The organism is Bacillus thermozeamaize (assembly GCA_002159075.1).
Taxonomy (GTDB): Bacteria; Bacillota; Bacilli; order ZCTH02-B2; family ZCTH02-B2; genus Bacillus_BB; species Bacillus_BB thermozeamaize.
Genome location: LZRT01000098.1, coordinates 1 through 22676, shown reverse-complemented (window position 1 = coordinate 22676; position 22676 = coordinate 1). Strand labels below are relative to the sequence as shown.

Sequence of the window (22676 nt, the reverse complement as noted above, 5' to 3'; positions counted from 1 at the left end):
GTTTTCTTATGTTGATTTTCTCTTATCTGTGCTATGATCATCCTAGATCTGCCGTAAAGGGGGAGTCCCATGCACCGGCCAGGGTATCCGCACACGTACGAAATCATTTTGGAAATCGAAGAAAGCTTGCGCAAGATCACCCACCTGATGAAGCAAAAAAACCGGGAGCTTCTGCAGCAGTTTAACATCACCCCGCCGCAGTTTTTGGCATTGCAATGGCTGTATGAGGAGGGCGAATTGACGATCGGCGATCTCAGTTCCAAGATGTTCCTTGCCTGCAGCACGATTACCGATTTGATCGATCGGATGGAACGGCATGATCTGGTGGAGCGGGTGCGAGACACTTCCGATCGCCGCGTTGTGCGGCTCTATTTGCGGCCGAAGGGAAAACAATTGTTTGAAGAAATTGTGGAGGCCAAACGCACGTATTTGAGCCGGATTCTGGCAACTTATTCACCGGAAGAAGTACAGCGGCTGGGACGTTTCCTCAAGCGTCTGTATCAAGATCTGAGTCTCATTTGAGGCAGCAGTTACGAACGGTATGTTGGCTTCTTCTTTTTTGCGCCATGTTGCCAACATGAACAATACGAACGAAAACGAGGCGAGCATTGCATGGAACCTTCGATAGGGATCATGGATTCGGGTGTCGGAGGGTTGACGGTAGCCAAAGAAATCATGAGGCAGCTGCCGAATGAACCCCTGATCTATTTTGGTGATACGGCCCGATGTCCATATGGGCCCAGGACAGCCGAAGAAGTGCGCCGGTTTGCCTGGGAAGTGATCAACTTTCTTCAGGAGTTTCCCCTTAAAATGTTGGTTATCGCCTGCAACACCGTGACAGCCACCATGCTGGAGGAAGTACAGCAACAACTGCCGATTCCGGTTATCGGGGTGATTGCCCCTGGGGTGCGAGCCGCTTTGCAGCAGACACAAACCGGTCGGATCGGTGTGATCGGCACACAGGGAACGATTCGTTCGCAAGCTTATGAACGCCAGCTGCTTCAACAAAATCCTACGCTTCACGTCGTTTCATTGGCATGTCCGGCGTTTGTCCCGCTGGTTGAGCAAGGCAGATACCGCTCTGCCGAGGCGGAGACAGTCGTCAGGGAAGTGCTGGGGCCGCTCGTGTCAGAGCAGCTGGATACCTTGATTCTCGGCTGTACGCATTATCCGTTATTGGCTCCCGTCATTCAACGGGTGATGGGGGAAGAGGTCCGGCTGATCAGTTCAGCGGCTGAAACAGCGAAAGATGTGTATCATTATTTGAAGCGTTATCAACTGTTCCATCCGTCCACCGGCTCGGGGGTGACGAGGCAGATTTTCGTCAGCGGGGATGTCCGTCTGTTCAAGCAGATTGCCGCCGACTGGTTCGGCCGTGAGTTTGATGTGACCAGTATCCATCTCCCGCAGGTGGGATAACCGTTTCCCCTTTCGTCCAATGTTTCATGTATATTTCGCCGCAAGGCTCGTATACATGGAGTAGAAATGGACGAAGGAGGGGAAAGCAGTGCTTGTGAATAGAAAAAGCTTGAGGGTCTGGGCGCTTGTGGCCTTATCGTTCCTGGTGCTTGCAGGCTGCGGGCTTGCCTCAGAGGATGAGCCCGTCAACCTGACGCCGCCGAATACGGTGGAATGGGATGAGGATGTGAAGTTGGATCAACCGGCGGAACAGAAAGATGCCCCTTCGCAGAACGGGACGGATGAGAACAAGAACCAGGCGGCCTCCAATGTGGCGACCACGACCTTGACGTTGTACTTTTTGGATAAAAATGGGTATGTAGTGCCCGTTGCGATGAAGGTGCCCAAAGTGGAGGGCATCGCGCAGCAGGCCCTTCACTTCATGACCAAGGGAGGGCCAGGCGAGGAGTTGCTGCCGGAAGGATTTTCAGCCGTTCTGCCGCCAAACACGGAAGTTTCGGTGCATATCAAGCGGGATGAGAAGCTGGCCAAAGTAGACTTTTCAAAGGAATTCAAAAATGTGCAGTCCGGTCAGGAGAAAAAGGTTTTGGAAGCGGTGACCTACACCCTGACCCAGTTTCCCGACGTGGAAAAGGTGGAGATTACGGTAAACGGGTATCCGCTGACGGAGCTGGGGAATTATCCTGTCACCCAGCCACTGAAACGGGAGACGTTGGGCCTCAACCTGGAACTATCGGATGAGGCCCAACCGGGCCGTACGACGGCTGTGACGCTTTACTTTCAAGGCGTCAACCAGGCCGGGGACAGCTACTTGGTGCCCGTCACCCGGCTGGTACCGATGGTGACTGAGCCGAAGGCAAAAGCGCTGCGAACCTTAAAAGAATTGGTTCGCGGGCCAGAAGAAGATTCAGGGTTGACGCCTTCCCTCATGCAGACACTCAAGGTGCTGGACGTGGACTTGCAAAAAGAGACCGTGATTGCCAACCTGGACGAACACTTTCTGAGTTACCTTTCGCTTACGGAGCCGACAGAATTGTCGCCATCCCTCGAATCGCTGGTCTTGACCCTAACGGAGAATACAGGCGCGAAGCAGGTTCAGGTACTGGTCAACGGGAAGGAAGCGGTGACGGTGAACGGCAAGCCGCTCAACAAGCCCCTCACCCGTCCTGCCTGGGTCAACCCGATTTAGTCTCGCGGTGCGTTGCGGCACCTTTTTCTTTTGTCTAAACATGAACCGGTGAGGGTATGATATAATGAAACCACGTGAACGAGGGGGAGGTTGGAACAGCGAATGAGACAGGACGGTCGGGCGGCTGATCAGTTGCGCCCGGTGAAAATGACCCGGAATATTTTAAAATATCCGGAAGGTTCGGTGTTGATCGAGATTGGACACACGAAAGTGATCTGCACCGCGACCATTGAAGAGCGAGTGCCGCCTTTCATGCGTGGCCAAGGCAAAGGGTGGGTCACGGCAGAGTACGGCATGCTGCCAAGGGCGACCGAGGTGCGAAACCAGCGGGAAGCGACCAAGGGACGCCCGGGAGGAAGAACGATGGAGATTCAAAGGCTGGTCGGACGCGCCCTGCGTTCCGTGGTGGACTTGGAGATGCTGGGCGAGAGGACGATCTGGCTGGACTGTGATGTGATACAAGCCGACGGGGGAACGCGCACCGCATCGATAACCGGAGCTTATCTGGCCATGGTGGATGCGCTGGCTGGCCTTGTCCGGCAGGGAACCATTCCAAGGCTGCCGGTACAGGATTTTTTGGCGGCTGTCAGTGTGGGCGTGGTGGAGGATGAGGTCATGCTGGATTTGGCCTACGATGAAGATTCCCGTGCCACAGTGGACATGAACGTCGTCATGACAGGGGCGGGGAAATATGTCGAGGTGCAGGGAACCGGCGAAGCGGCCCCCTTTACGCAGGAACAGATGGAACTCATGCTGCGTTATGCCACTGGCGGGATCGCCGAGCTCATCCGCATCCAGAAAGAATCGCTCCGGGAATATCTCCCGCTCTTCGAATCCGCGATACAACAAACTCCTTGAGGAAAGAGAGCGTGGGGATGGAGGATCATGATGGGGATGCGGCAGGAGATTCTGATTGCCACGCGAAATCCGGGCAAGATCAAGGAGTTTCAGGCTTTTTTTGCCGAATGGGGATGGCAAGTCAAGGGATTGGATCAATTTCCGGATCTCCCCGAGATTATCGAAGACGGCTTGACATTTGAGGACAATGCCCGGAAAAAAGCGGAAAGCCTGTTTCGATGGACAGGCATGCCGGCGCTGGCGGACGATTCCGGGCTGGAGGTGGATGCGCTCGGCGGCCGTCCTGGCGTATATTCTGCGCGCTTTGCCGGCGAACATGCCAGTGATGCGGAGAACAACCTGAAGCTGCTGCATGCATTGGATGGCGTTCCTCTGGAGCGGCGGACGGCCCGTTTTCGCTGCGTTTTGTTCTTGATGTTCAGCGAAGAGCGAACGATGACAGCCGAAGGCATCTGCGAAGGCGTGATTTTGACCGCGCCGCGCGGGAACGGGGGGTTTGGTTACGATCCGCTGTTTTACCTTCCGGCATATGGCAAGACGATGGCTGAACTGGGTCCAAATGAGAAAAATCAGGTCAGCCACCGTGGACAAGCGCTCAGACAGCTGGCTGCCCAGCTTGCTGAAGAGATCCGGAACAGGAATAAACCGGTTCCTTGAAAAGAAGCAAGATTGTGATATAATGGAGTGGTTATCAACACGTAAAACGGGTACATACAGCAGATGTTTCAGGAGGGAGAGCATAGATGAAAGCGACCTGGGAGAAAATAGATAAGAATGAGGGAGTGTTGACTGTCGAGGTGGAAGAGGAACGGGTGGCGGATGCATTGGACCGGGCCTTCCGCAAGGTGGTCAAGCAAGTGACAGTGCCCGGATTTCGCAAGGGCAAAGTTCCGAGAAAAATCTTTGAGGCCCGCTTCGGGGTGGAAGTGCTTTATGAAGAGGCGATTGATCTGTTGCTTCCCGAAGCCTATAAGCAGGCGGTGGAAGAGACCAAAATCGAACCGGTCGACCGTCCGCATGTCGATGTGGAGCAGTTTGAGCAGGGAAAACCATTTATCTTCAAGGCCACAGTGACCGTCAAGCCGGAAGTGACCCTCGGCAAATACATCGGATTGGAAATCCCGGAAAAGGATTTCTCCGTGAGCGAGGAGGATGTGCAGGCCGAACTGGAACGCCGGCGGGAGCGAGTGGCGGAATTGGTTCCGGTGGAAGAAGGACCGGTCGAAACGGGGGACTTGATTCGCCTTGATTTTGAAGGGTTTGTCGATGGTCAGCCGTTTGAAGGAAACAAGGCGGAAAATTATCCGCTGACCGTGGGTTCCGGGGCGTTGATTCCCGGTTTCGAAGAGCAGCTGGTCGGCATGAAAAATGGGGAAGAAAAAGAGATTCAGGTCACCTTTCCGGAGGATTACCGGGTAGAGGAGCTGAAGGGCAAGGAGGCCACCTTCCGCGTCAAGATCAAGGAGATCAAGAGAAAACGGCTTCCGGAGCTGGACGATGAATTTGCCAAGGATGTCAGTGAATGCGAAACACTGGAAGAACTGAAGGAAGAAATCCGGAAGGCGTTAAGCGAACAAAAGGAAGAGGAAAAAAAGCAATATCTCCAAGATCAGGCCGTCCAGTTGGCGGCTGAAAATGCGGAAGTGGAGATCCCGCAGGCGATGATCGAACATGAAATCGACCACATGATCCACGACTACAGCCAGCAACTGCGGCTGCAAGGGCTCGATCTGGACACCTATTTCAAAATCACCAATACCACGATGGAACAATTGCGCGAGCAATTCCGCGACAGCGCTGAAAAACGGGTGCGGCACAATCTGGTCATTGAGGCGGTGGCCAAACAGGAAAACATTGAAGCCACGGAAGAAGAGATTGGGGAAGAGTTGCAAAAGCTGGCTGATCTCTACCAGCGGCCGGTTGAGGAAGTCAAGCAGCTGCTCGGTGGCGAGGATGGCCTGCAGATGATTGCGCATTCGATCAAGGTTCGCAAGACCATGGACTTCCTGGTTGAAAAAAGCGTGACGACCGCCGTCGCCTAGTGCATCCGGCAGAGCAAGCATATGGGAAATTCGCAGAACACAGCACGGTTTTTTTCCGTGCTTTGTTTATCCATGGAAGGGCAGATTGAAGGGCAGCTGGAAGGAGACGAAAGGTGCAAAATGTTTTACAATAAGGGTAAGAAGTCCGATCCGTATGAGAAGGAGTGAAGCGGATGAATTTGGTGCCGATCGTCATTGAAACCACCAATCGCGGCGAGAGGGCTTACGACATCTATTCCCGGCTGCTGAAAGACCGGATCATTCTTCTTGGCAGCCCGATTACCGATCAGGTCGCCAACACGGTTGTGGCGCAAATGCTTTTCCTGCAGGCAGAGGATCCGGATAAAGACATTTACCTGTACATAAACTCACCAGGTGGTTCCGTGACGGCCGGAATGGCCATTTATGACACGATGCAGTACATCAAGCCGCATGTTTCCACGATCTGTATCGGTTTGGCTGCCAGCATGGGCGCAATCCTGCTTGCGGCTGGAGAAAAGGGGAAACGATTTGCCCTTCCGAACAGCGAGATCATGATTCACCAACCTCTGGGGGGTGTGCAGGGGCAGGCCACAGATATCAAAATCCATGCGGAATGGATCGTCCGAACGAAGAACAAGCTCAACCGCATCCTGGCAGAACGCACGGGGCAACCTTTGGAGCGGGTTGAACGAGACACGGATCGCGACTTTTTCATGAGTTCGGAGGAGGCGTTGGAATACGGATTGGTTGACCAGATCATCACTCGTCCAGATTTTGCAAAGGAGTGAATCCGAGTGTTCAAATTTAATGATGAAAAAGGCCAGTTGAAGTGTTCGTTCTGCGGCAAGACGCAGGAACAGGTGCGCAAGCTGGTTGCTGGTCCGGGAGTCTATATCTGTGATGAGTGTATCGAGTTGTGCACGGAGATCGTCGAAGAAGAGCTGGGCACGGAAGAGGAGTTCAACCTCCAGGAAGTGCCGAAACCGCATGAGATTCGGCAGTTCCTCGATCAATACGTGATTGGTCAGGAAAGAGCCAAAAAGAGCCTTTCGGTAGCCGTGTACAACCACTACAAGCGGATCAACAGCAGTCTCAAAAACGACGATGTGGAGCTGTCCAAGAGCAACATTTTGCTGCTCGGCCCGACTGGAAGCGGCAAGACGTTGCTCGCTCAAACGTTGGCGAGGGTGCTCAACGTGCCCTTTGCCATCGCCGACGCCACCTCGCTGACGGAGGCCGGGTACGTCGGTGAAGATGTGGAGAATATCCTGTTGAAGCTGATCCAGGCGGCCGATTATGACGTCGAAAAGGCCGAGCGCGGCATCATCTACATCGACGAAATTGACAAGATCGCCCGCAAATCTGAGAATCCGTCCATCACACGCGACGTCTCCGGTGAAGGGGTACAGCAGGCCTTGCTGAAGATCCTGGAAGGAACAGTGGCCAGCGTGCCGCCGCAAGGGGGAAGAAAGCACCCGCACCAGGAGTTTATCCAGATTGACACCACCAACATCCTCTTCATCTGTGGCGGCGCTTTTGACGGGATTGAGCAGATCATCAAGCGGCGTGTGGGCAAGAAAGTGATCGGCTTTGGGGCAGAAGTTTCGGGACGGGATCTCAAATCCGGAGAGTACCTGTCCATGGTCCAGCCTGAAGACTTGCTGAAATACGGCCTGATTCCCGAATTTGTCGGGAGGATTCCGGTGATCTCAACGCTTGATCCGCTGGACGAGGAAACCTTGAAGCGCATCTTGACAGAACCGAAAAATGCCCTGGTCAAGCAGTATGCCAAGTTGTTGCAGATGGATGACGTGGAGCTGGAGTTTACCGACGAAGCCTTGACCGCGATTGCCAAAGAAGCCATCCGTCGCAACACGGGCGCCCGAGGTTTACGGGCGATTATCGAAGATCTGTTGCTGGACGCGATGTATGAACTGCCTGCGAGAGACAATGTACGAAAATGCATCATCACCGAAGAGGTGGTGACGCAAAAGCTGAGTCCCAAGCTGATCACGGACAAAGGCGAAGTGATCACCTTCTGGGAGAAAGAGGCCAGCGCCTGATGTGTATCCAACCCTCAGGAAATTCCTGGGGGTTGTCTTCTATGATTAGCCTCATTTCCACCCGGTCATACTAGGATTGACTTGTCTGTTTTGAATTAATGAGACCGTGTGGAAAGGGGAATGGGAACATGCATTGGACTATCTTGATCAGTGGGATCCAGCTTTTTTTTTTCGATCGTCATCGGACTGTACTTCTGGAATTTGCTGCGGAACCAGCAGAACAGCAAGACGGTGGTCCAGAAGGAATCGCACAAGGAAATGGAACAACTGCGGCGTTTACGCGCGATTTCATTGACGGAACCGCTTGCGGAAAAGACGCGCCCTTCCCGCTTTGAGGACATTGTCGGGCAGGAAGACGGGTTGCGCGCGCTGCGCGCTGCGCTGTGCGGAAGCAATCCGCAACACGTGTTGATTTATGGACCTCCCGGAGTCGGAAAAACGGCAGCGGCGAGATTGGTGTTGGAAGAAGCGCGAAAAAATCCGCTTTCCCCTTTTCGCGAAGATGCCAAATTTGTTGAGATGGATGCCACGACGGCCCGTTTTGACGAACGGGGGATTGCCGATCCCCTGATCGGCTCTGTTCACGATCCGATTTACCAGGGTGCCGGATCGCTCGGACAAGCCGGGATCCCGCAACCGAAACCAGGTGCCGTCACAAAGGCTCACGGGGGTATTCTGTTTATCGATGAAATTGGCGAGCTCCACCCGATCCAGATGAACAAACTGCTAAAAGTGCTGGAAGATCGCAAAGTTTTCCTGGAGAGCGCGTATTATAATCCTGAAGACCGGAACATACCGCAATACATTCACGACATTTTTCAAAATGGGCTGCCGGCCGATTTTCGCCTTGTGGGCGCCACCACGCGTTTGCCGGAAGAAATTCCGCCAGCCATCCGTTCACGTTGCGTCGAAATCTTTTTCAAGCCTTTATCGGTGAGCCAAATCGGCAAGATTGCCAGAGATGCCCTGGCCAAAATCGATCTGGAGATTGACGCGGATGCCGTTTCCCTCATCCAGCAATATGCCAAAAACGGCCGTGAGGCGGTCAATCTGGTCCAGATCGCCGCAGGCATTGCCATGACGGAGAGCAAGGACCGTCTGACCAAAGAAGAGGTGGAGTGGGTCATCCACAACAGCCAGCTGTCGCCGCGGCCGGAAAAACGCATTTCACCGCGTCCCCAGATTGGGGTAGTCAACGGCCTGGCAGTGTATGGTCCCAACATGGGCGTCCTGATCGAAATCGAGGCCACAGCAAGGCCTGTCAAGGAAGGGCACGGACAGCTGACGGCTACCGGGATGGTGGAAGAGGAGGAGCTGGCAGGAAACCGGCGTACGCTGCGAAGGAAGAGCATGTCCGTGGGTTCCCTGGAAAATGTCATCACCGTATTAAAACATGTTGCCAATATCGACACGACGGCTTATGATATTCACGTCAATTTTCCGGGAGGAATTCCAATCGACGGCCCTTCTGCCGGAGTAGCCATCGCCACGGCCATTTATTCCGCAGTTCGGCAGATTCCCGTCGACAACCAGGTGGCCATGACAGGAGAAATTGGCATTCATGGCCAAGTCAAGGCGGTTGGCGGCATCGTCGCCAAGGTGCTGGCGGCAAAAGAGGCTGGCGCAACCAAAGTGTTGGTTCCGAAAGACAACTGGCAGTCGATTTTTGCTGAAATGGAAGGAATTAAGGTGATTCCTGTCGAAGAAATTAAAGAAGTATTTTCGCATACGCTGATCGTGGATAACCACTTTGAAGAGTTGGGGATGCCAGTTCCGGCCGGAGAGCTGCTTTCTGCACAGGGATTATTGTACCAGGCAGAAAGTGAGCTGGACATTTGCTGAAAATGACGGGTAAAGGGTTTGAGAGTCAATGGCGATACGAAAATGGATGTCACAGTTGACGGAGGTGCTTGGGATGACCTTGAAAAGCCATGAGGAACGGCTAATCCCACTGCTACCCCTTCGGGGCTTGTTGGTGTTTCCCACGATGGTGCTGCATCTGGATGTCGGTCGGGAGAAATCGATCAAGGCGCTGGAAAAGGCGATGGTCGATGAGAATGAGATCCTCCTTTCCTGCCAGGAAATGATTCAAAAAGAGGAACCGGATCCTGATGATATTTTTCGCGTCGGTACCGTAGCCCGGGTTCGCCAAATGTTGAAGCTGCCCAACGGCACGATTCGCATTTTGGTGGAAGGATTGTATCGCGCCAGGATCAAGCGGTTTGTCCAGACCGATCCTTTCTTTGAAGTGACGTTTGAGGAACTGCCGGAAGAATACGAAGTGGACGCGGAGATCGAAGCCCTGATGCGGGCCGTCCTGGATCATTTTGAGAACTACACCAAACTGTCAAAAAAGATTACTCCGGAGACCTTCGCCTCGGTGATGGACGTGGAGGAGCCGGGGCGCCTGGCTGACGTGATCGCTTCGCACCTGCCGTTGAAGATCCGCGACAAACAAATGATCCTTGAGACGGTGTCTATTAAGGAGCGCCTGACACAGCTTTTGTCCTTGCTGAATAATGAACGGGAAGTGCTGGAACTGGAGCGGCAGATTCAACAACGAGTGAAAAAACAGATAGAACGTTCGCAAAAAGAGTATTATCTGCGCGAACAGATGAAGGCAATCCAGAAGGAATTGGGGGACAAAGAGGGCCGAGCGGCTGAAGTGGAAGAGATTCGGGAACGGATGGAGAAGGCAGGCGAACTGCCGGCCAGAGTGCGGGAGAAAATTGAGAAAGAGTTGGATCGGCTGGAAAAAATGCCGCCCGCTTCGGCAGAGGGAACCGTGATTCGCACTTATTTGGACTGGTTATTGGATCTTCCCTGGACGAAGCGGACCGAAGATGCATTGGACATTCACCATGCGACCAAAGTGCTGGACGAGGCACATTACGGCCTGGAGAAGGCGAAGGAGCGGATCCTGGAGTATCTGGCCGTCCAAAAGCGCGTCAATCATCTGAAAGGGCCGATCCTCTGCCTGGTTGGACCTCCTGGCGTCGGCAAGACCTCGCTGGCTCGTTCAGTCGCTGAGGCCATGGGACGAAAATTTGTTCGCGTATCGCTCGGCGGCGTCCGGGATGAGGCGGAAATCCGCGGCCATCGCCGGACTTACGTCGGCGCCATGCCGGGCCGGATCATACAGGGAATGAAAACGGCAGGAACCGTCAACCCGGTTTTTTTGTTGGACGAAATTGACAAGATGTCATCCGACTTTCGCGGCGACCCCGCGTCGGCCATGCTGGAAGTGCTGGATCCAGAACAGAACAGCCAGTTCAGCGATCATTACATTGAATTGCCTTATGACCTTTCACAGGTGTTGTTTATCGCGACAGCCAACAATGCCTACAACATCCCCCGGCCGCTCTTGGATCGCATGGAAATCATCAGCTTAAGCGGCTACACGGAGGAGGAAAAGATGCAGATTGCCAAGCGCCACTTGCTGCCGAAGCAAATGGAGGCGCACGGATTGGCGGAAGGACAGCTGGTTGTGGATGATCCGGTGATCTTGAAAGTGATCCGGCAATATACGCGGGAAGCAGGCGTGCGGAATCTGGAAAGGCAGCTGGCCACACTGTGCCGGAAAGCGACAAAGCAGCTGGTGACGGATGAAGCGCTGGAAAGAGTGGAAATTCGGGAACATAACTTGAAGGACTATCTGGGTCCCGAGCGGTTCCGCTACGGCCTGGCCGAGGAAAGCGACCTGATCGGGGCGGCCACGGGGCTTGCCTGGACAGAGGCCGGCGGAGACACATTAATCATTGAGGTATCTACATTTCCCGGGAAGGGGCGTCTCATCCTGACCGGAAAACTGGGAGAAGTGATGAAGGAGTCGGCGCAGGCCGCCTTCAGTTACATTCGTTCGCGGGCCCAAGAGCTGAAAGTGGCCCCGGATTTTACGGAAAAACTGGATATCCACATCCACGTTCCGGAAGGAGCCATTCCGAAGGACGGACCCTCTGCCGGCATCACGATGGCAACCGCCTTGATTTCGGCGCTGACCGGCATTCCGGTGTCGAAAGAGGTAGGCATGACCGGGGAAATCACCTTGCGCGGAAGGGTACTGCCCATCGGCGGCCTGAAAGAAAAAGCGCTCGCCGCTCACCGTGCGGGTTTGAAGCGGGTGTTGTTCCCGCGTGAAAATCTCAAGGATATCGAAGAGATTCCGGAAAACATCCGGGAGAAGCTGACCCTGATTCCGGTGGAACACATGGATCAGGTACTGAAGGAAGCGTTCCTGGAAAATCCCCTGAAGCAAAAAGAGGATTGGGCTGACGGCGTGGAGGCGGTACCTGGCGAAGGTGTTGTGGAAGACTCGCTGGACTACGGGGCACGGCTATGAAAGTGAAACAAGCGGAATTTGTCGCCAGTGCCGCCGCGCCAGCCCAATATCCCAAAGACGGCCTGCCAGAGGTAGCCCTGGTAGGCCGTTCCAATGTCGGCAAATCCTCTTTTATCAACCGGATGCTGGGGCGCAAGCGTCTGGCCCATACCAGTTCACGTCCCGGAAAGACGCAAACGCTGAACTTTTACCGGATCAACGGAACATTTTATTTTGTCGATCTTCCCGGCTACGGCTATGCGCAAGTTTCCAAGCAGCAGCAATCTGCCTGGGGAAGGATGATGGATCGCTACTTGCGCGAACGCACAAACCTTCGCCTGATCATCCAGCTTCTGGATATTCGTCACAAGCCGACGCATCTCGATCGGCAAATGTGGGAATATTTACAGGTGACAGGAATGCCCTGTCTCTTGGTGGCCACCAAAGCGGATAAGATTGCCCGCGGCCATTGGCAAAAGCAGCTGCGGCTCATTCGAGAGGAACTGGGGCTGGATGGCGCTTTTCCTGTGATGCCTTTTTCTGCATTGGACGGTACGGGAAAAGAAGCGATCTGGCCGGCCATCACGGCGCATCTGTTTAAGACGCAAAGCCCGTGATGGTGCAGGCCGTGCGGCGTTCACATTTTCTTCATTTTGGCCATTTGCACAAACATGCTATAATGGGTATGAGTGTGCGAACGCGGTAAAAGTGTGGTGAGGCAGATGAACATCGTTGTGATCGGGATCAATTATCGCACCGCACCCGTTGAATTGCGTGAACGGTTGGTTTTTCCTGATAGCTCCCTGAAGGAAGCGCTGGCTGCTTTTCGCGAGACCAAAGGGGTGTTGGAAGGGGTTCTTCTCAGCACGTGCAACCGCACCGAGCTGATCATGGTGGTGGATCACCTGCGGCGGGGCATTGATCATACGCAGCGCTTCCTAGAAGCCTGGTCCGGTGTTTCGCGGGCCGATTTTCAGCAAGCGCTGTACATTCACCAGGATCGGGAAGCTGTGGCTCACCTGTTCCGGGTCGCCTGCGGACTGGATTCGATGATTGTCGGCGAGACCCAGATCCTGGGCCAGCTCAAGGATGCCTTCTTTCTGGCGCGCGAGCAAGGGAATACGGGAAGCCTGCTGAACCGGCTCCTGCAGCGGGTCATTACCTTTGCGAAAAAGGTGCATGCCGAGACCGGGATCAATGACAATGCGGTTTCCACCAGCTATGCAGCGATCGAATTGATGAAGAAAGTGTTTGGCGATCTGAAAGGGAAGCATGCTGCCGTCATCGGTGCCGGAAAGGTTGCCAGCCTGACCTGCCAACATCTGCATGCGGCAAAGCTCGGCCGGATTTCCGTTGTCAACCGGACTTTGGAGAAAGCGGAGGAGCTGGCCCGCCGTTTTGATGGACAGGCTGTTCCCTGGTCGGCTTTGCCGGACGTGCTGCAAGAGGTGGATATCCTCGTCAGTGCCACCGGTGCGCCGGGCTATATCCTCACGCGTGCGCAGGTGGAAAGGATCATGGCGAGGCGTGGCGGCAGACGGCTCCTCTTGATGGACATGGCGGTCCCCAGGGATCTGGATCCGCAGATTCATCATCTTCCGAACGCGTTTTTGTACGACATCGACGATTTGGAAGGGCTAGTGGAGGCCAATCTGGCGGAGCGGATGAAAGAGGCCCGTCTGATTGAGCGGCAGATCGAGAAAGAGGTTGATGAGTTTGAGCATTGGTTGCACACGCTGGGTGTCATCCCGTTGATTTCTGCCTTGCGCGAAAAAGGGTTGCGGATTCATCAGGAGACGATGGAAAGCTTGCAAAACAAGTTGCCTCACCTGTCGGAGCGGGATTGGAAAGTGATCCGTAAGCATATGATGAGCGTAGTCAACCAAATGCTTCGTGATCCGATCCAGCGGATCAAAGAACTGGCGACGGAGCCGCAAGCGCAGGAATCGCAAAATTTGTTTGCGACGATTTTCGCATTGGAAGAAATCCTGCTCGAGCAGGAATTGGAGCAACAGCAGAAAGCGCCGTCAACCGAAGAACAGGCGGAGTCCCACGTCACCTTGCCCCTTCCTTTTCGTCTGTAAACCGTTGTTTCTCATGAGGAAACGGTGAAGTGCTTTTGGAAGGAAGGGGTAGCCGTGGGTCTTTGGGCGTTTGACAGCATGGTTTATCTGTATGCGATAAGCCTTTTTTTTTACTACTTGGCCTTTATCCAAAAGAATCGTTTGTTTCAACGGTTTGGAATGGTCACACTGAGCTTGGTCTGGGGCTTGCAGACGCTTTTTTTTGTCTGGCGCGGCTTCACCCAAGGGGAACTTTCGTTGTTCACCCTTTTTGAAAGCCTGTTGTTTTACTCCTGGTTGTTGGTGGGGTTGTCGCTGGCGATTCATCTCTGGTTTCGCATCGATTTGTTCATTCTTTTGAGCAACCTCATCGGTTTGACGGCTTTTGTGCTGGCTTTTGTCGCCGAGAGAAACGCGACCGGCCTCTCTTTCCCGGAGGAGATGGTTTCCGAATTGCTTGTGATTCACGTCACGCTGGCCATCCTCAGTTATGTGGCTTTCTCTTTTTCATTCATCTTTTCGATGATGTACCTTATTCAATACCGGCTTTTGAAACGCAAGAAGTGGCATCCCCGCTTCCGCCTTCCCAGCCTTGAAAAAGCGGAGCAATTCAGTTATCACTTCAATATCGTCGGTTTTCCGCTCCTCGCCATTTCTTTGCTGCTTGGCCTGATCTGGGCTCACTTGCGCCTTTCATTCAACTATTGGTTTGATCCGAAGATTGTCACTTCTTTTATGATTCTCATCCTGTATGGGCATTTCCTCTTTTTGCGGCACAGGCGGGTGCAGGGAGAGAGGCTGGCGTGGACCAATCTGCTGTCCTTCCTCATGGTATGCACCAACGTGGTGGTCTCCATGCTCTGGAGTTCCTTTCATCGCTGGTAGGTGATTCAGTTGTATTATCCGCTGATGCTCGACGTCCGGGGTCGACTGGCCGTGGTGATAGGCGGCGGCGCAGTGGCCGAACGAAAAGTTGGCACATTGCTGGCGTACGGCGCTCGCGTCCGCCTGATCAGCCCGGAGATTACGCAGCGGCTCATGCAATATGCCCAGGACGGGTTGATTGAGGTACATCAACGAGCTTATCGGCCCGGGGATCTGGATGAAGCCTTTTTAGTCTTTGCGGCCACCAATCAGAGTGAAGTGAACCGCCAGGTATACCATGAAGCGGTTCAACGCGGCCAATTGGTGAATGTCGTGGATCGGCCGGAGTGGAGCCTGTTTCATGTCCCTTCGACGCTCCGGCGGGGGAGGCTGCAGATCAGCATTTCGACGGCGGGTGCTTCACCGGCCATGGCCAGACGGATCCGGAAGCAGCTGGAGAAGCAATTTGACGATTGGTATGCCGGTTACCTGGACTGGCTGGCCGAACTCCGTGGTGAGCTTCAGTGGTTAATCCCTGATTCCGGCAAGCGCCGGATGGCATACCAGATGTTTGCGGAAGAGGAAGCGTGGCTGGAGAAGTACCGCCGTGAGGGGCACGAGAGGACGCTTCAGGAGGCCCGCCAATGGATTGGCGAGTGGCTGAGGGGCAATCATCTGGGGTAATACAGAGGCAATACAAGGGAGGAAATCCGCTTGAAACCCATTCTCATCGGTTCACGCGCGAGTGAATTGGCCTTGCGGCAGACAAGCTGGGTGAAGGAACAACTGCAACAGGTGACGGAACGTCCCGTTGAAATCCAAACTTTTCTCACGAAGGGGGATCGGATTCTGAATGTCACCCTTTCCAAGGTGGGGGGCAAGGGGTTGTTTGTCAAGGAAATTGAGGAAGCGATCCTTCGGGGCGAGGTGGATTTTGCCGTACATAGCCTGAAAGATATGCCGGCCGAGCTGCCAAAGGGCCTGGTGATCGGAGCTGTGAGCCGCCGCGAGGATCCACGGGACTGCTGGATAGCAAAAGAAGGAATCCCTTTCTCAGAGTTGCCTCCCGGGGCCAAGGTCGGGACCAGCAGTTTGCGGCGAATGGCTCAAATCAAGCGCTTGCGGCCCGACGTGCAGGTGGTTCCTTTGCGGGGGAATTTGGGAACGCGCCTGCGGAAAATGATGGAAAGCGATTTGGATGGGATTCTCCTTGCTGCAGCAGGACTGCATCGGTTGGGCTGGCAGGACAAAATAACGGAGTACCTGCCGCCTGAGCAGTTTATTCCGGCAGTCGGACAGGGGGCGTTGGGAATGGAGTGCCGCCTTGAGGACGAATCGGTCCTGTCCCTCCTGGCGACCGTTCATGATCCGGACACATTCCTTTGTGTACAGGCGGAGCGTTCCTTTTTGCACAGGCTGGAAGGCAGTTGCCAGGTACCGATTGGCGCCTACGCCCGCCTGGATGGTGGCCGGATCTGTCTCACCGGTTTTGTCGCCTCACCGGAAGGGGAGCGCTTCTTGCGGGCGTCACGGGAAGGCATGGAGCCGGACGCGTTGGGGAGAGCCTTGGCGGAAGAGTTGCTCGCCGCGGGGGCGGCGGAGATTTTGCAGCGGGTGCGTGAGGAAGGCGGAAGATGAGTGTGGCAATCGTTTCATCGGCGGTGAGGTGGAGTACGGATGCGGCAACAGCGTTCCGGGTTTGAGAAAAAGCCGCTTTTTGGTTACCGTATATTGGTGACGCGAGACCAATCCCAGGCCCGCGCGCTTTCCTCCAGGATCGAGGAATTGGGCGGCGAGGCAGTAGCGTTTCCGGTCATCCGGATCAGGCCAGTGGAAGATGCCGGTCCGTTGGATCAGGCGTTGGATGAACTGGAGCGGTTTGATTGGGCGGTATTTACCAGCACCAATGCCGTGAAATATTTCTTCCACCGTCTGCGGCAGCGCAAGATGGACATCCGGCGGCTGCGGGCACAGATTGCGGCGGTCGGGCCGAAAACCAAGGAGGCTCTGGAAGAAAAGGGATTGCAGGTTCAGGTGTGTCCTGACGTGTTTCATGCAGAGGGGTTGCTGGATGAGCTGCTCAAACAGATACGTCCGGGAATGCGGCTGTTGTTTCCCAAGTCGGAGATTGCCCGTGACGTCTTGCCGCAAAGGCTGGCCCAACATGGCGTCGAAGTGAAGGCGGTCGATGTGTATGCGAATGAGCCGGTCATGGACCGGGCGGATGAGCTGGTGTCTTTGCTAGAGGAAGGGGCAATCGACGTGATCACCTTCACCAGTTCCTCTACCGTGCGCAATTTTTTTCAGATCCTGTCCGGGCATGATGCGCATCGTTTGTTGAAGGATGTCAAAGTGGCCAGCATCGGCCCGCTCACTTCAGCCACATGCAGGGAATTGGGGCTTGAGGTGACGATTGAGGCCCGCCAATCCAGCATTGACGGTTTGGTGGACGCGTTGGTCGAGATGGTTCAGACGCAGAAGCAAAGAGGGGAGGATTCCTTGTGAACGAGAGTACTCTTAACCAGGCGCCTTTTGCCCGCCTGCGGCGCCTTCGCCGGACAGACGGCCTGCGGCGGCTGGTTCGTGAGCATGCGTTGTCTGTCGATGATCTGATTTACCCGCTTTTTGTCACTTATGGACAAGGGGTCAAAGAGCCTGTCCCGTCCATGCCGGGAATTTTCCGCTATTCCGTGGATCGGCTGGGGGAAGAACTGGAGGAGATTTCCCGGCTCCGAATTCCGGCGGTCATGTTGTTTGGCGTGCCAGAGCACAAAGATGACCGGGGCTCCGGCGCATACGATGAGCAGGGAGAGGTTCAGCAGGCGATTCGCCTGATTAAACGGGATTATCCCCATTTGGTGGTGATGGCGGACACCTGTCTGTGCGAGTATACCGATCATGGCCATTGCGGTGTCGTGCACCAGGAACAGATAGAAAACGACCCGTCTCTTGAACTTCTGGCGCGCACCGCGGTCTCTCAGGCGGCGGCGGGTGCCGACGTGATCGCCCCGTCCAACATGATGGACGGGTTTGTCTGGGCGATCCGCCGGGCATTGGACGAGCACGGTTTCAGCCACATCCCGATTCTCTCCTATGCGGTCAAATATGCCTCCGCCTTTTATGGCCCTTTTCGTGATGCGGCTGGTTCGGCGCCGCAATTCGGTGACCGCCGCAGTTACCAGATGGATCCGCCGAACCTCAGGGAGGCCATTCGGGAGGCGGCCGAAGATGTGGCGCAAGGGGCTGACATGTTGATGGTCAAGCCGGGCATGCCTTACCTGGACGTGGTGCGGGTCATCCGGGATACCTTTGATTTGCCTTTGGCTGTCTACAATGTCAGTGGCGAATATGCCATGGTCAAGGCAGCCGCTTTGAACGGCTGGATTGACGAGGAAAGAACGGTGCTGGAATTGTTGACAGGGATGAAGCGGGCCGGGGCCGACATGATTTTGACTTATCATGCCAAAGATGCGGCCCGCTGGCTCTCGGGGAGCGTGTGAGCGATTTTGACTTGAGCAAGTCTGTTTTGATTTAATAGAAAGTGGCCCGGCCTGGTAGTTGAACCAAGAGATAAGAAAGCTGAAGCAGGATATTTGTGGAAAGGGTTTTCGCTGATGAAGACGCGACGTGTCGGACTGATTGTATGGCTTCGCAATCTGCGGGAAGCACGGAACCTGGAACGTCATGGCCATGTGATCTATGTTTCCCGGCGGATGAAATATGCGGTGATGTATGTCAACCAATCCGAGCTCAAAGCGAAGATGAACCAATTGGGAAAACTGCCTTTTGTCCGCAAAGTAGAGCCGTCCTACATGCATGAAGTGTCTGTCGAGTATCAGCACAAAAGCCCATTGGAAGAACAGATCCGATAAGCACGAGCGTTTCGTGAGCCATTCCGGGAACGGAATGGCTCTTTTTTCATAATGAGGATCCTGGTTGGACATACTATGACTGCCTAACCGAATGGGTTGACTTGCAAAAGAACAGGCAAAGGATGGTTGGAAGATGAAAGGTAGAGCAGCATATCTGGGAAAGGTTGTTTGGCTCGGAGTAATTCTGCTGGTCTTGAGTCTTTTTTTGGCGATCTTCTCTCAGGTACAGATTGCAGAGGCGCAAACGGTTGTCAAATTGGGAAGCGTCGGCGGCTATGTTTGGGAATTGCAGGGCCGTCTGCAGTTTTTAGGATTTTATCACGGCAAGATCGATGGCGTTTTTGGCTATCAGACATACTGGGCCGTACGAAACTTTCAGTATCAGTTCGGCATGAAAGTGGATGGCGTGGTCGGGCCCAAGACAAAAGAAAAACTCTGGAAGGCAACCCGCCATTGGCCTGGCGCGACCGGCGGCAAAACGGCCGGACAGGCCGCAGGCGGCAAGAAAACGGCGAAGGCCGCCCCTGCAAACAGGCCCGTGCGTGGCAGCGTGCAGGGATTTTCGCAAAATGATATCAAACTGATGGCCAATGCCGTGTATGGCGAGGCCCGTGGCGAGCCGTACATTGGTCAGGTGGCCGTGGCCGCCGTAATTCTCAACCGGGTGGAAAGTCCGTTGTTTCCCGATACACCGTCGGCTGTCATTTTTGAGCCCGGCGCCTTTACTGCGGTGGCAGACGGGCAAATTTGGCTGACGCCGAACGAAACGGCCAAGAAGGCGGTCCTGGACGCGATCAACGGATGGGATCCGACAGGCGGCGCGCTGTACTATTTCAACCCTGAAACAGCCACCTCGGCGTGGATTTGGAGCCGTCCGCAGATCAAAAAAATCGGCAAGCACATCTTTTGCCTCTAGCCTCAATGCGCCTGCAGGCTGGCCATTTTCTCCAGAAACAGGTACAATAAGAGATACATGGAGGCTCTGATGCAGGCATTGTGTCATGAAAGGCTTGTTTTTCCAGAGAGTTAAAGGAGGTTTTTCCATGCTGCAAAAAATCGCGATGCAAGACTACAGCCAACTGGTGGAGCAAGCGACGAAACCGGTTGTCTTGAAATTTACGGCGAACTGGTGACCGGCTTGCCGGCGACTGGATCCAGTTGTCGAAAAATTGGCGCCGCAGCTTGCCGACCAGGTCGTTTTCTACGAGGTCAATACCGATGAATCCCCTGACCTGGCAGCCAAATTCGGGATTATGAGCATTCCGACGATGGTTTTGCTGAAAAACGGTCAGGAAGTGGAACGCGTGATTGGCGCGTTGCCCGAAGATCGGATTCGTGAATTTGCCACAAAGTGACAAAGCACGCCAAAAGTCTGTGAAGGGTACCGGCTTGCCGGTGCCCTTTTTACGTCAGCAAGCAGGATGTCACTGGACAGAATCAGGGTGAGGATGTATAATTTCTACATTACCTTGCATATTTATGAGTATTCTGGAACGGGAGTGGAGACGTTGCAGATCCGTCGAGCCAAGGTGGGCGATGTTCCGTTTATTGAGAAACTGATTCAACATTATGCCAATGAATATATATTGTTGCCTCGCAGCCGTCTTTCCATCATCGAATCGCTCCCTTGTTTCAAAGTGGTCGAGGGAGACGGGGAGCTTTTGGGATGTGGCGCGTTGCACGTGTTGTGGGAGGATCTGGCGGAGATCCGCTCTCTCGTTATCTCCCCGAAAGCCCAGGGCAAGGGGTTGGGCAAAATGCTGGTCGAGGCCTTTATCCAGGATGCCGAAGCGATGGGGATACGACGGGTGATGGCTTTGACCTATCAACAGCATTTCTTTGAAAAATGCCAGTTTCATGTCGTCGAAAAGTCCACCTTGCCCCAGAAAGTTTGGAAAGATTGCCTCCATTGTCCGAAGCGGCTTTCGTGTGACGAAATCGCCATGCTCCGCGTGTTAGAGTCGGTGCCAAAAACCGAGCCCTTGCTCGAGCCGCTTGCCTTGCCGGAGGGTTTTCTGCCCATTGCGAAAGACTCGGCCATGTCGCGTACATGAATCCGCCTCCATCCGGCCATGCTAACCAATGGAGGTGAGCATTCATGCGGACATTGGCTGTAATTGGAGGAATTGTCGGATTGATGATGGTGCCAGCCATTCGCCGGCGGACGTTGATGCGCCTGTTGAACATCCCGATGGTGAGCAACCTGGCGGTGCGTTCCGTCGTGGGGAACCGTTGGATCAGAAATCAATTGTTCCGTCGGACGCTTACCCCAATGTTGAGGGCCATGCGTTAACACTCGCCTCCGGGCAGCGAAAGCTGCCCTTTTTTTATCGGGCAGGAATCCGATCACATTGCTGCGAACTGTTGATCATATTGGTTATAATTTAGAAAAGACAAAGGGGGGATTGAAGCATGAGATCAGCCCGAATCTTTCGGAAGGTCATCCTGTTGTTGCTTTGTCTGAGTCTGCTGGTTCCCGTGACGACGGCCTGGGCTGATGCGGTGGCAGGTGAACAGGTCGTTACCCTGGGAAAAGATCTGACCAGCGAGCAAAGGCAGCAGATGCTGGATCTTTTCGGGGTAAAAGAAAATGAAGTGACCATCATTGAGGTGACCAACCAAGAAGAAAAAGAGGTTCTGGGAGATTTGCTCAGCCCTGCGGTCATCGGTTCGCGCGCCATCTCATCCGCGCGGATTACCTTGACTGAGCCTGGAAAAGGGTTGCAGGTAGAGACACATAACATTAACTGGGTTTCCAAGTCGATGTATATCAATGCGCTCATTACCGCCGGCGTGGAAGACGCGGACGTGATGGTAGCCGCTCCGTTTCCCGTCTCAGGGACGGCCGGGTTGACAGGAATCATCAAGGCCTTTGAGGCGGCCACAGACAAGAAACTGGACAAGGAACGGGTCAAAGTGGCCAATGAAGAGATGGTCACCCAGGCCGCATTGGGAGAACGCATCGGCGACAAGGAGGCGGCCGCCGAGCTGATGGCCCGCCTGAAAGAGGCGATTGGGAATCAAAAACTCTCGGAAGAACAGTTGCGCGACATCATCATCAATGTTGCGGGCGATCTGAACATACAATTGACAGACAGCGAGATCGAAAGCCTCCTGTCCATCCTGCAAAAATTGCAAAACCTGAACATTGATTGGAACAAAGTAGGACAGCAGTTGCAACAACTGCAGCAACAGTTGGATCAATATCTGGATGCCAATCCCGAAGTGAAAAACTGGTTTATCCGAATCCTGGAGGCGATTCGGGACTTTTTCCAAAATCTGATTGCACAGTTTTCATCGTGATGTCGTTCCTACTGATGATGAAGTCGTTTGACATGCCCTTTCTGTGGCTGTGGAACAGGAAGGGCATGTTGTTTTGTGGGGTGCCGTTTGGTTTGATTGTCAAGGCGAATGGAGTTTGATAAGATATTCATTTGAGGAGTTTGTGCCGACAGTTCAAATGGCTTGCAGAAAACGGGTGGTCGTATGAGCAAACGGGATTACTACGAGGTGCTGGGCGTGGATCGAAATGCCAGCCCGGAAGAGATCAAAAAAGCTTACCGCAAACTTGCCCGTAAGTACCATCCGGATGTCAATAAAGAGCCGGACGCCGAAGAGCGGTTCAAAGAGGTCAAAGAGGCTTACGATGTCCTCAGCGATCCGGAGAAGAGAGCCCGTTACGACCGGTATGGCCATGCCGAGCCGCAGGGTGGCGGCTATGGCGGTTTTGGTGGTTTTGGCGGAGCGGATGCGGGAGGCGGGTTTGGCGGTTTTGAAGATATTTTTGACATGTTTTTTGGCGGGCGCCGCAGCAATCCACAGGCGCCGCGCCGGGGAGCGGACATTGAGTATCCGCTGACGCTGGAATTTAAAGAAGCCGTGTTTGGCGTCGAGAAGACCCTGCAGGTGCCGCGGGAGGAAAGTTGTTCCACCTGTCACGGCACCGGAGCGAAGCCGGGAAGCAAGTTGGAGACTTGTCCGGTTTGCCGTGGAACAGGCCAGGAAG

General features: G+C 54.3%; 21 protein-coding genes and 3 pseudogenes. All 24 read left to right on the top strand.

The annotated features are described in order from the left end of the window. The first annotated feature begins 69 nt into the window (after positions 1 to 69). The 24 genes and pseudogenes from BAA01_09295 to BAA01_09180 all read left to right on the top strand — a co-directional run bounded on the left by BAA01_09295 (position 70) and on the right by BAA01_09180 (position 22676). Complete coding sequence (locus tag BAA01_09295) at positions 70 to 522, top strand: MarR family transcriptional regulator (protein OUM85656.1); 453 nt, start codon at positions 70 to 72, stop codon at positions 520 to 522. A 90-nt stretch (positions 523 to 612) separates the two neighbouring features. Beyond that, a complete protein-coding gene (locus tag BAA01_09290; protein ID OUM85655.1) occupies positions 613 to 1419 on the top strand; it encodes a glutamate racemase in 807 nt (268 codons plus the stop codon). 94 nt (positions 1420 to 1513) lie between these two features. Next, complete coding sequence (locus BAA01_09285; protein ID OUM85711.1) at positions 1514 to 2608, top strand: hypothetical protein; 1095 nt, start codon at positions 1514 to 1516, stop codon at positions 2606 to 2608. Between the two features lie 102 nt (positions 2609 to 2710). Continuing rightward, on the top strand, positions 2711 to 3466 hold the full coding sequence (locus tag BAA01_09280; GenBank protein OUM85654.1) for a ribonuclease PH: 756 nt from the start codon (positions 2711 to 2713) through the stop codon (positions 3464 to 3466). A 30-nt stretch (positions 3467 to 3496) separates the two neighbouring features. Further along, the gene (locus BAA01_09275; protein OUM85653.1) at positions 3497 to 4123 is read left to right on the top strand and encodes a non-canonical purine NTP pyrophosphatase, RdgB/HAM1 family; all 627 of its coding nucleotides are present in this window, start codon (positions 3497 to 3499) and stop codon (positions 4121 to 4123) included. An 86-nt stretch (positions 4124 to 4209) separates the two neighbouring features. After that, complete coding sequence (locus tag BAA01_09270) at positions 4210 to 5508, top strand: trigger factor (GenBank protein OUM85652.1); 1299 nt, start codon at positions 4210 to 4212, stop codon at positions 5506 to 5508. A 173-nt stretch (positions 5509 to 5681) separates the two neighbouring features. Next, positions 5682 to 6278 carry an ATP-dependent Clp endopeptidase, proteolytic subunit ClpP gene (locus BAA01_09265; protein ID OUM85651.1) on the top strand — a complete coding sequence of 199 codons (597 nt, stop codon included), beginning with the start codon at positions 5682 to 5684 and terminating at the stop codon, positions 6276 to 6278. A 6-nt stretch (positions 6279 to 6284) separates the two neighbouring features. Continuing rightward, positions 6285 to 7553 (top strand): ATP-dependent protease ATP-binding subunit ClpX, encoded by a 1269-nt coding sequence (locus BAA01_09260; protein ID OUM85650.1) that lies wholly within the window; start codon positions 6285 to 6287, stop codon positions 7551 to 7553. A gap of 150 nt (positions 7554 to 7703) precedes the next feature. Beyond that, complete coding sequence (locus BAA01_09255) at positions 7704 to 9395, top strand: ATP-dependent protease LonB (protein OUM85649.1); 1692 nt, start codon at positions 7704 to 7706, stop codon at positions 9393 to 9395. Between the two features lie 73 nt (positions 9396 to 9468). Continuing rightward, positions 9469 to 11790, top strand: a pseudogene (locus BAA01_09250) (endopeptidase La). A 98-nt stretch (positions 11791 to 11888) separates the two neighbouring features. Next, a complete protein-coding gene (locus BAA01_09245) occupies positions 11889 to 12488 on the top strand; it encodes a YihA family ribosome biogenesis GTP-binding protein (GenBank protein ID OUM85648.1) in 600 nt (199 codons plus the stop codon). A gap of 105 nt (positions 12489 to 12593) precedes the next feature. Then, positions 12594 to 13955 (top strand): glutamyl-tRNA reductase, encoded by a 1362-nt coding sequence (locus BAA01_09240; GenBank protein ID OUM85647.1) that lies wholly within the window; start codon positions 12594 to 12596, stop codon positions 13953 to 13955. Positions 13956 to 14033: 78 nt separating this feature from the next. Continuing rightward, on the top strand, positions 14034 to 14819 hold the full coding sequence (locus BAA01_09235) for a hypothetical protein (protein ID OUM85710.1): 786 nt from the start codon (positions 14034 to 14036) through the stop codon (positions 14817 to 14819). A gap of 24 nt (positions 14820 to 14843) precedes the next feature. Next, the gene (locus BAA01_09230; protein OUM85709.1) at positions 14844 to 15482 is read left to right on the top strand and encodes a hypothetical protein; all 639 of its coding nucleotides are present in this window, start codon (positions 14844 to 14846) and stop codon (positions 15480 to 15482) included. 30 nt (positions 15483 to 15512) lie between these two features. Beyond that, positions 15513 to 16436 (top strand): hydroxymethylbilane synthase, encoded by a 924-nt coding sequence (locus BAA01_09225; protein OUM85646.1) that lies wholly within the window; start codon positions 15513 to 15515, stop codon positions 16434 to 16436. Between the two features lie 39 nt (positions 16437 to 16475). Further along, positions 16476 to 17303, top strand: a complete 828-nt coding sequence (locus BAA01_09220; GenBank protein OUM85645.1) for a hypothetical protein — start codon at positions 16476 to 16478, stop codon at positions 17301 to 17303. Continuing rightward, positions 17300 to 18298, top strand: a complete 999-nt coding sequence (locus BAA01_09215; GenBank protein OUM85644.1) for a delta-aminolevulinic acid dehydratase — start codon at positions 17300 to 17302, stop codon at positions 18296 to 18298. Before BAA01_09220 ends, BAA01_09215 begins: the two co-directional genes overlap by 4 nt. Positions 18299 to 18412: 114 nt before the next feature. Further along, positions 18413 to 18670, top strand: a complete 258-nt coding sequence (locus BAA01_09210) for a hypothetical protein (GenBank protein OUM85643.1) — start codon at positions 18413 to 18415, stop codon at positions 18668 to 18670. Positions 18671 to 18803: 133 nt separating this feature from the next. Further along, on the top strand, positions 18804 to 19586 hold the full coding sequence (locus tag BAA01_09205; protein OUM85642.1) for a spore cortex-lytic enzyme: 783 nt from the start codon (positions 18804 to 18806) through the stop codon (positions 19584 to 19586). Between the two features lie 127 nt (positions 19587 to 19713). Then, positions 19714 to 20025: pseudogene (locus tag BAA01_09200) on the top strand (thiol reductase thioredoxin). A gap of 93 nt (positions 20026 to 20118) precedes the next feature. Further along, on the top strand, positions 20119 to 20724 hold the full coding sequence (locus tag BAA01_09195; protein ID OUM85641.1) for a hypothetical protein: 606 nt from the start codon (positions 20119 to 20121) through the stop codon (positions 20722 to 20724). A 44-nt stretch (positions 20725 to 20768) separates the two neighbouring features. Further along, on the top strand, positions 20769 to 20963 hold the full coding sequence (locus tag BAA01_09190) for a hypothetical protein (GenBank protein OUM85640.1): 195 nt from the start codon (positions 20769 to 20771) through the stop codon (positions 20961 to 20963). 134 nt (positions 20964 to 21097) lie between these two features. Continuing rightward, positions 21098 to 21973: a hypothetical protein gene (locus tag BAA01_09185; protein OUM85708.1), complete on the top strand. Its 876-nt coding sequence runs from the start codon at positions 21098 to 21100 to the stop codon at positions 21971 to 21973. 183 nt (positions 21974 to 22156) lie between these two features. Then, positions 22157 to 22676: pseudogene (locus BAA01_09180) on the top strand (molecular chaperone DnaJ).

Coding starts and splice junctions, on each gene's coding strand:
- BAA01_09240 (OUM85647.1), top strand. CDS start 12,594: ATGAACATCGTTGTGATCGGGATCAATTATCGCACCGCACCCGTTGAA.
- BAA01_09195 (OUM85641.1), top strand. CDS start 20,119: ATGTATAATTTCTACATTACCTTGCATATTTATGAGTATTCTGGAACG.
- BAA01_09295 (OUM85656.1), top strand. CDS start 70: ATGCACCGGCCAGGGTATCCGCACACGTACGAAATCATTTTGGAAATC.
- BAA01_09270 (OUM85652.1), top strand. CDS start 4,210: ATGAAAGCGACCTGGGAGAAAATAGATAAGAATGAGGGAGTGTTGACT.
- BAA01_09245 (OUM85648.1), top strand. CDS start 11,889: ATGAAAGTGAAACAAGCGGAATTTGTCGCCAGTGCCGCCGCGCCAGCC.
- BAA01_09280 (OUM85654.1), top strand. CDS start 2,711: ATGAGACAGGACGGTCGGGCGGCTGATCAGTTGCGCCCGGTGAAAATG.
- BAA01_09265 (OUM85651.1), top strand. CDS start 5,682: ATGAATTTGGTGCCGATCGTCATTGAAACCACCAATCGCGGCGAGAGG.
- BAA01_09275 (OUM85653.1), top strand. CDS start 3,497: ATGGGGATGCGGCAGGAGATTCTGATTGCCACGCGAAATCCGGGCAAG.
- BAA01_09290 (OUM85655.1), top strand. CDS start 613: ATGGAACCTTCGATAGGGATCATGGATTCGGGTGTCGGAGGGTTGACG.
- BAA01_09205 (OUM85642.1), top strand. CDS start 18,804: ATGAAAGGTAGAGCAGCATATCTGGGAAAGGTTGTTTGGCTCGGAGTA.
- BAA01_09235 (OUM85710.1), top strand. CDS start 14,034: ATGGTTTATCTGTATGCGATAAGCCTTTTTTTTTACTACTTGGCCTTT.
- BAA01_09210 (OUM85643.1), top strand. CDS start 18,413: ATGAAGACGCGACGTGTCGGACTGATTGTATGGCTTCGCAATCTGCGG.
- BAA01_09220 (OUM85645.1), top strand. CDS start 16,476: ATGCGGCAACAGCGTTCCGGGTTTGAGAAAAAGCCGCTTTTTGGTTAC.
- BAA01_09230 (OUM85709.1), top strand. CDS start 14,844: ATGCTCGACGTCCGGGGTCGACTGGCCGTGGTGATAGGCGGCGGCGCA.
- BAA01_09190 (OUM85640.1), top strand. CDS start 20,769: ATGCGGACATTGGCTGTAATTGGAGGAATTGTCGGATTGATGATGGTG.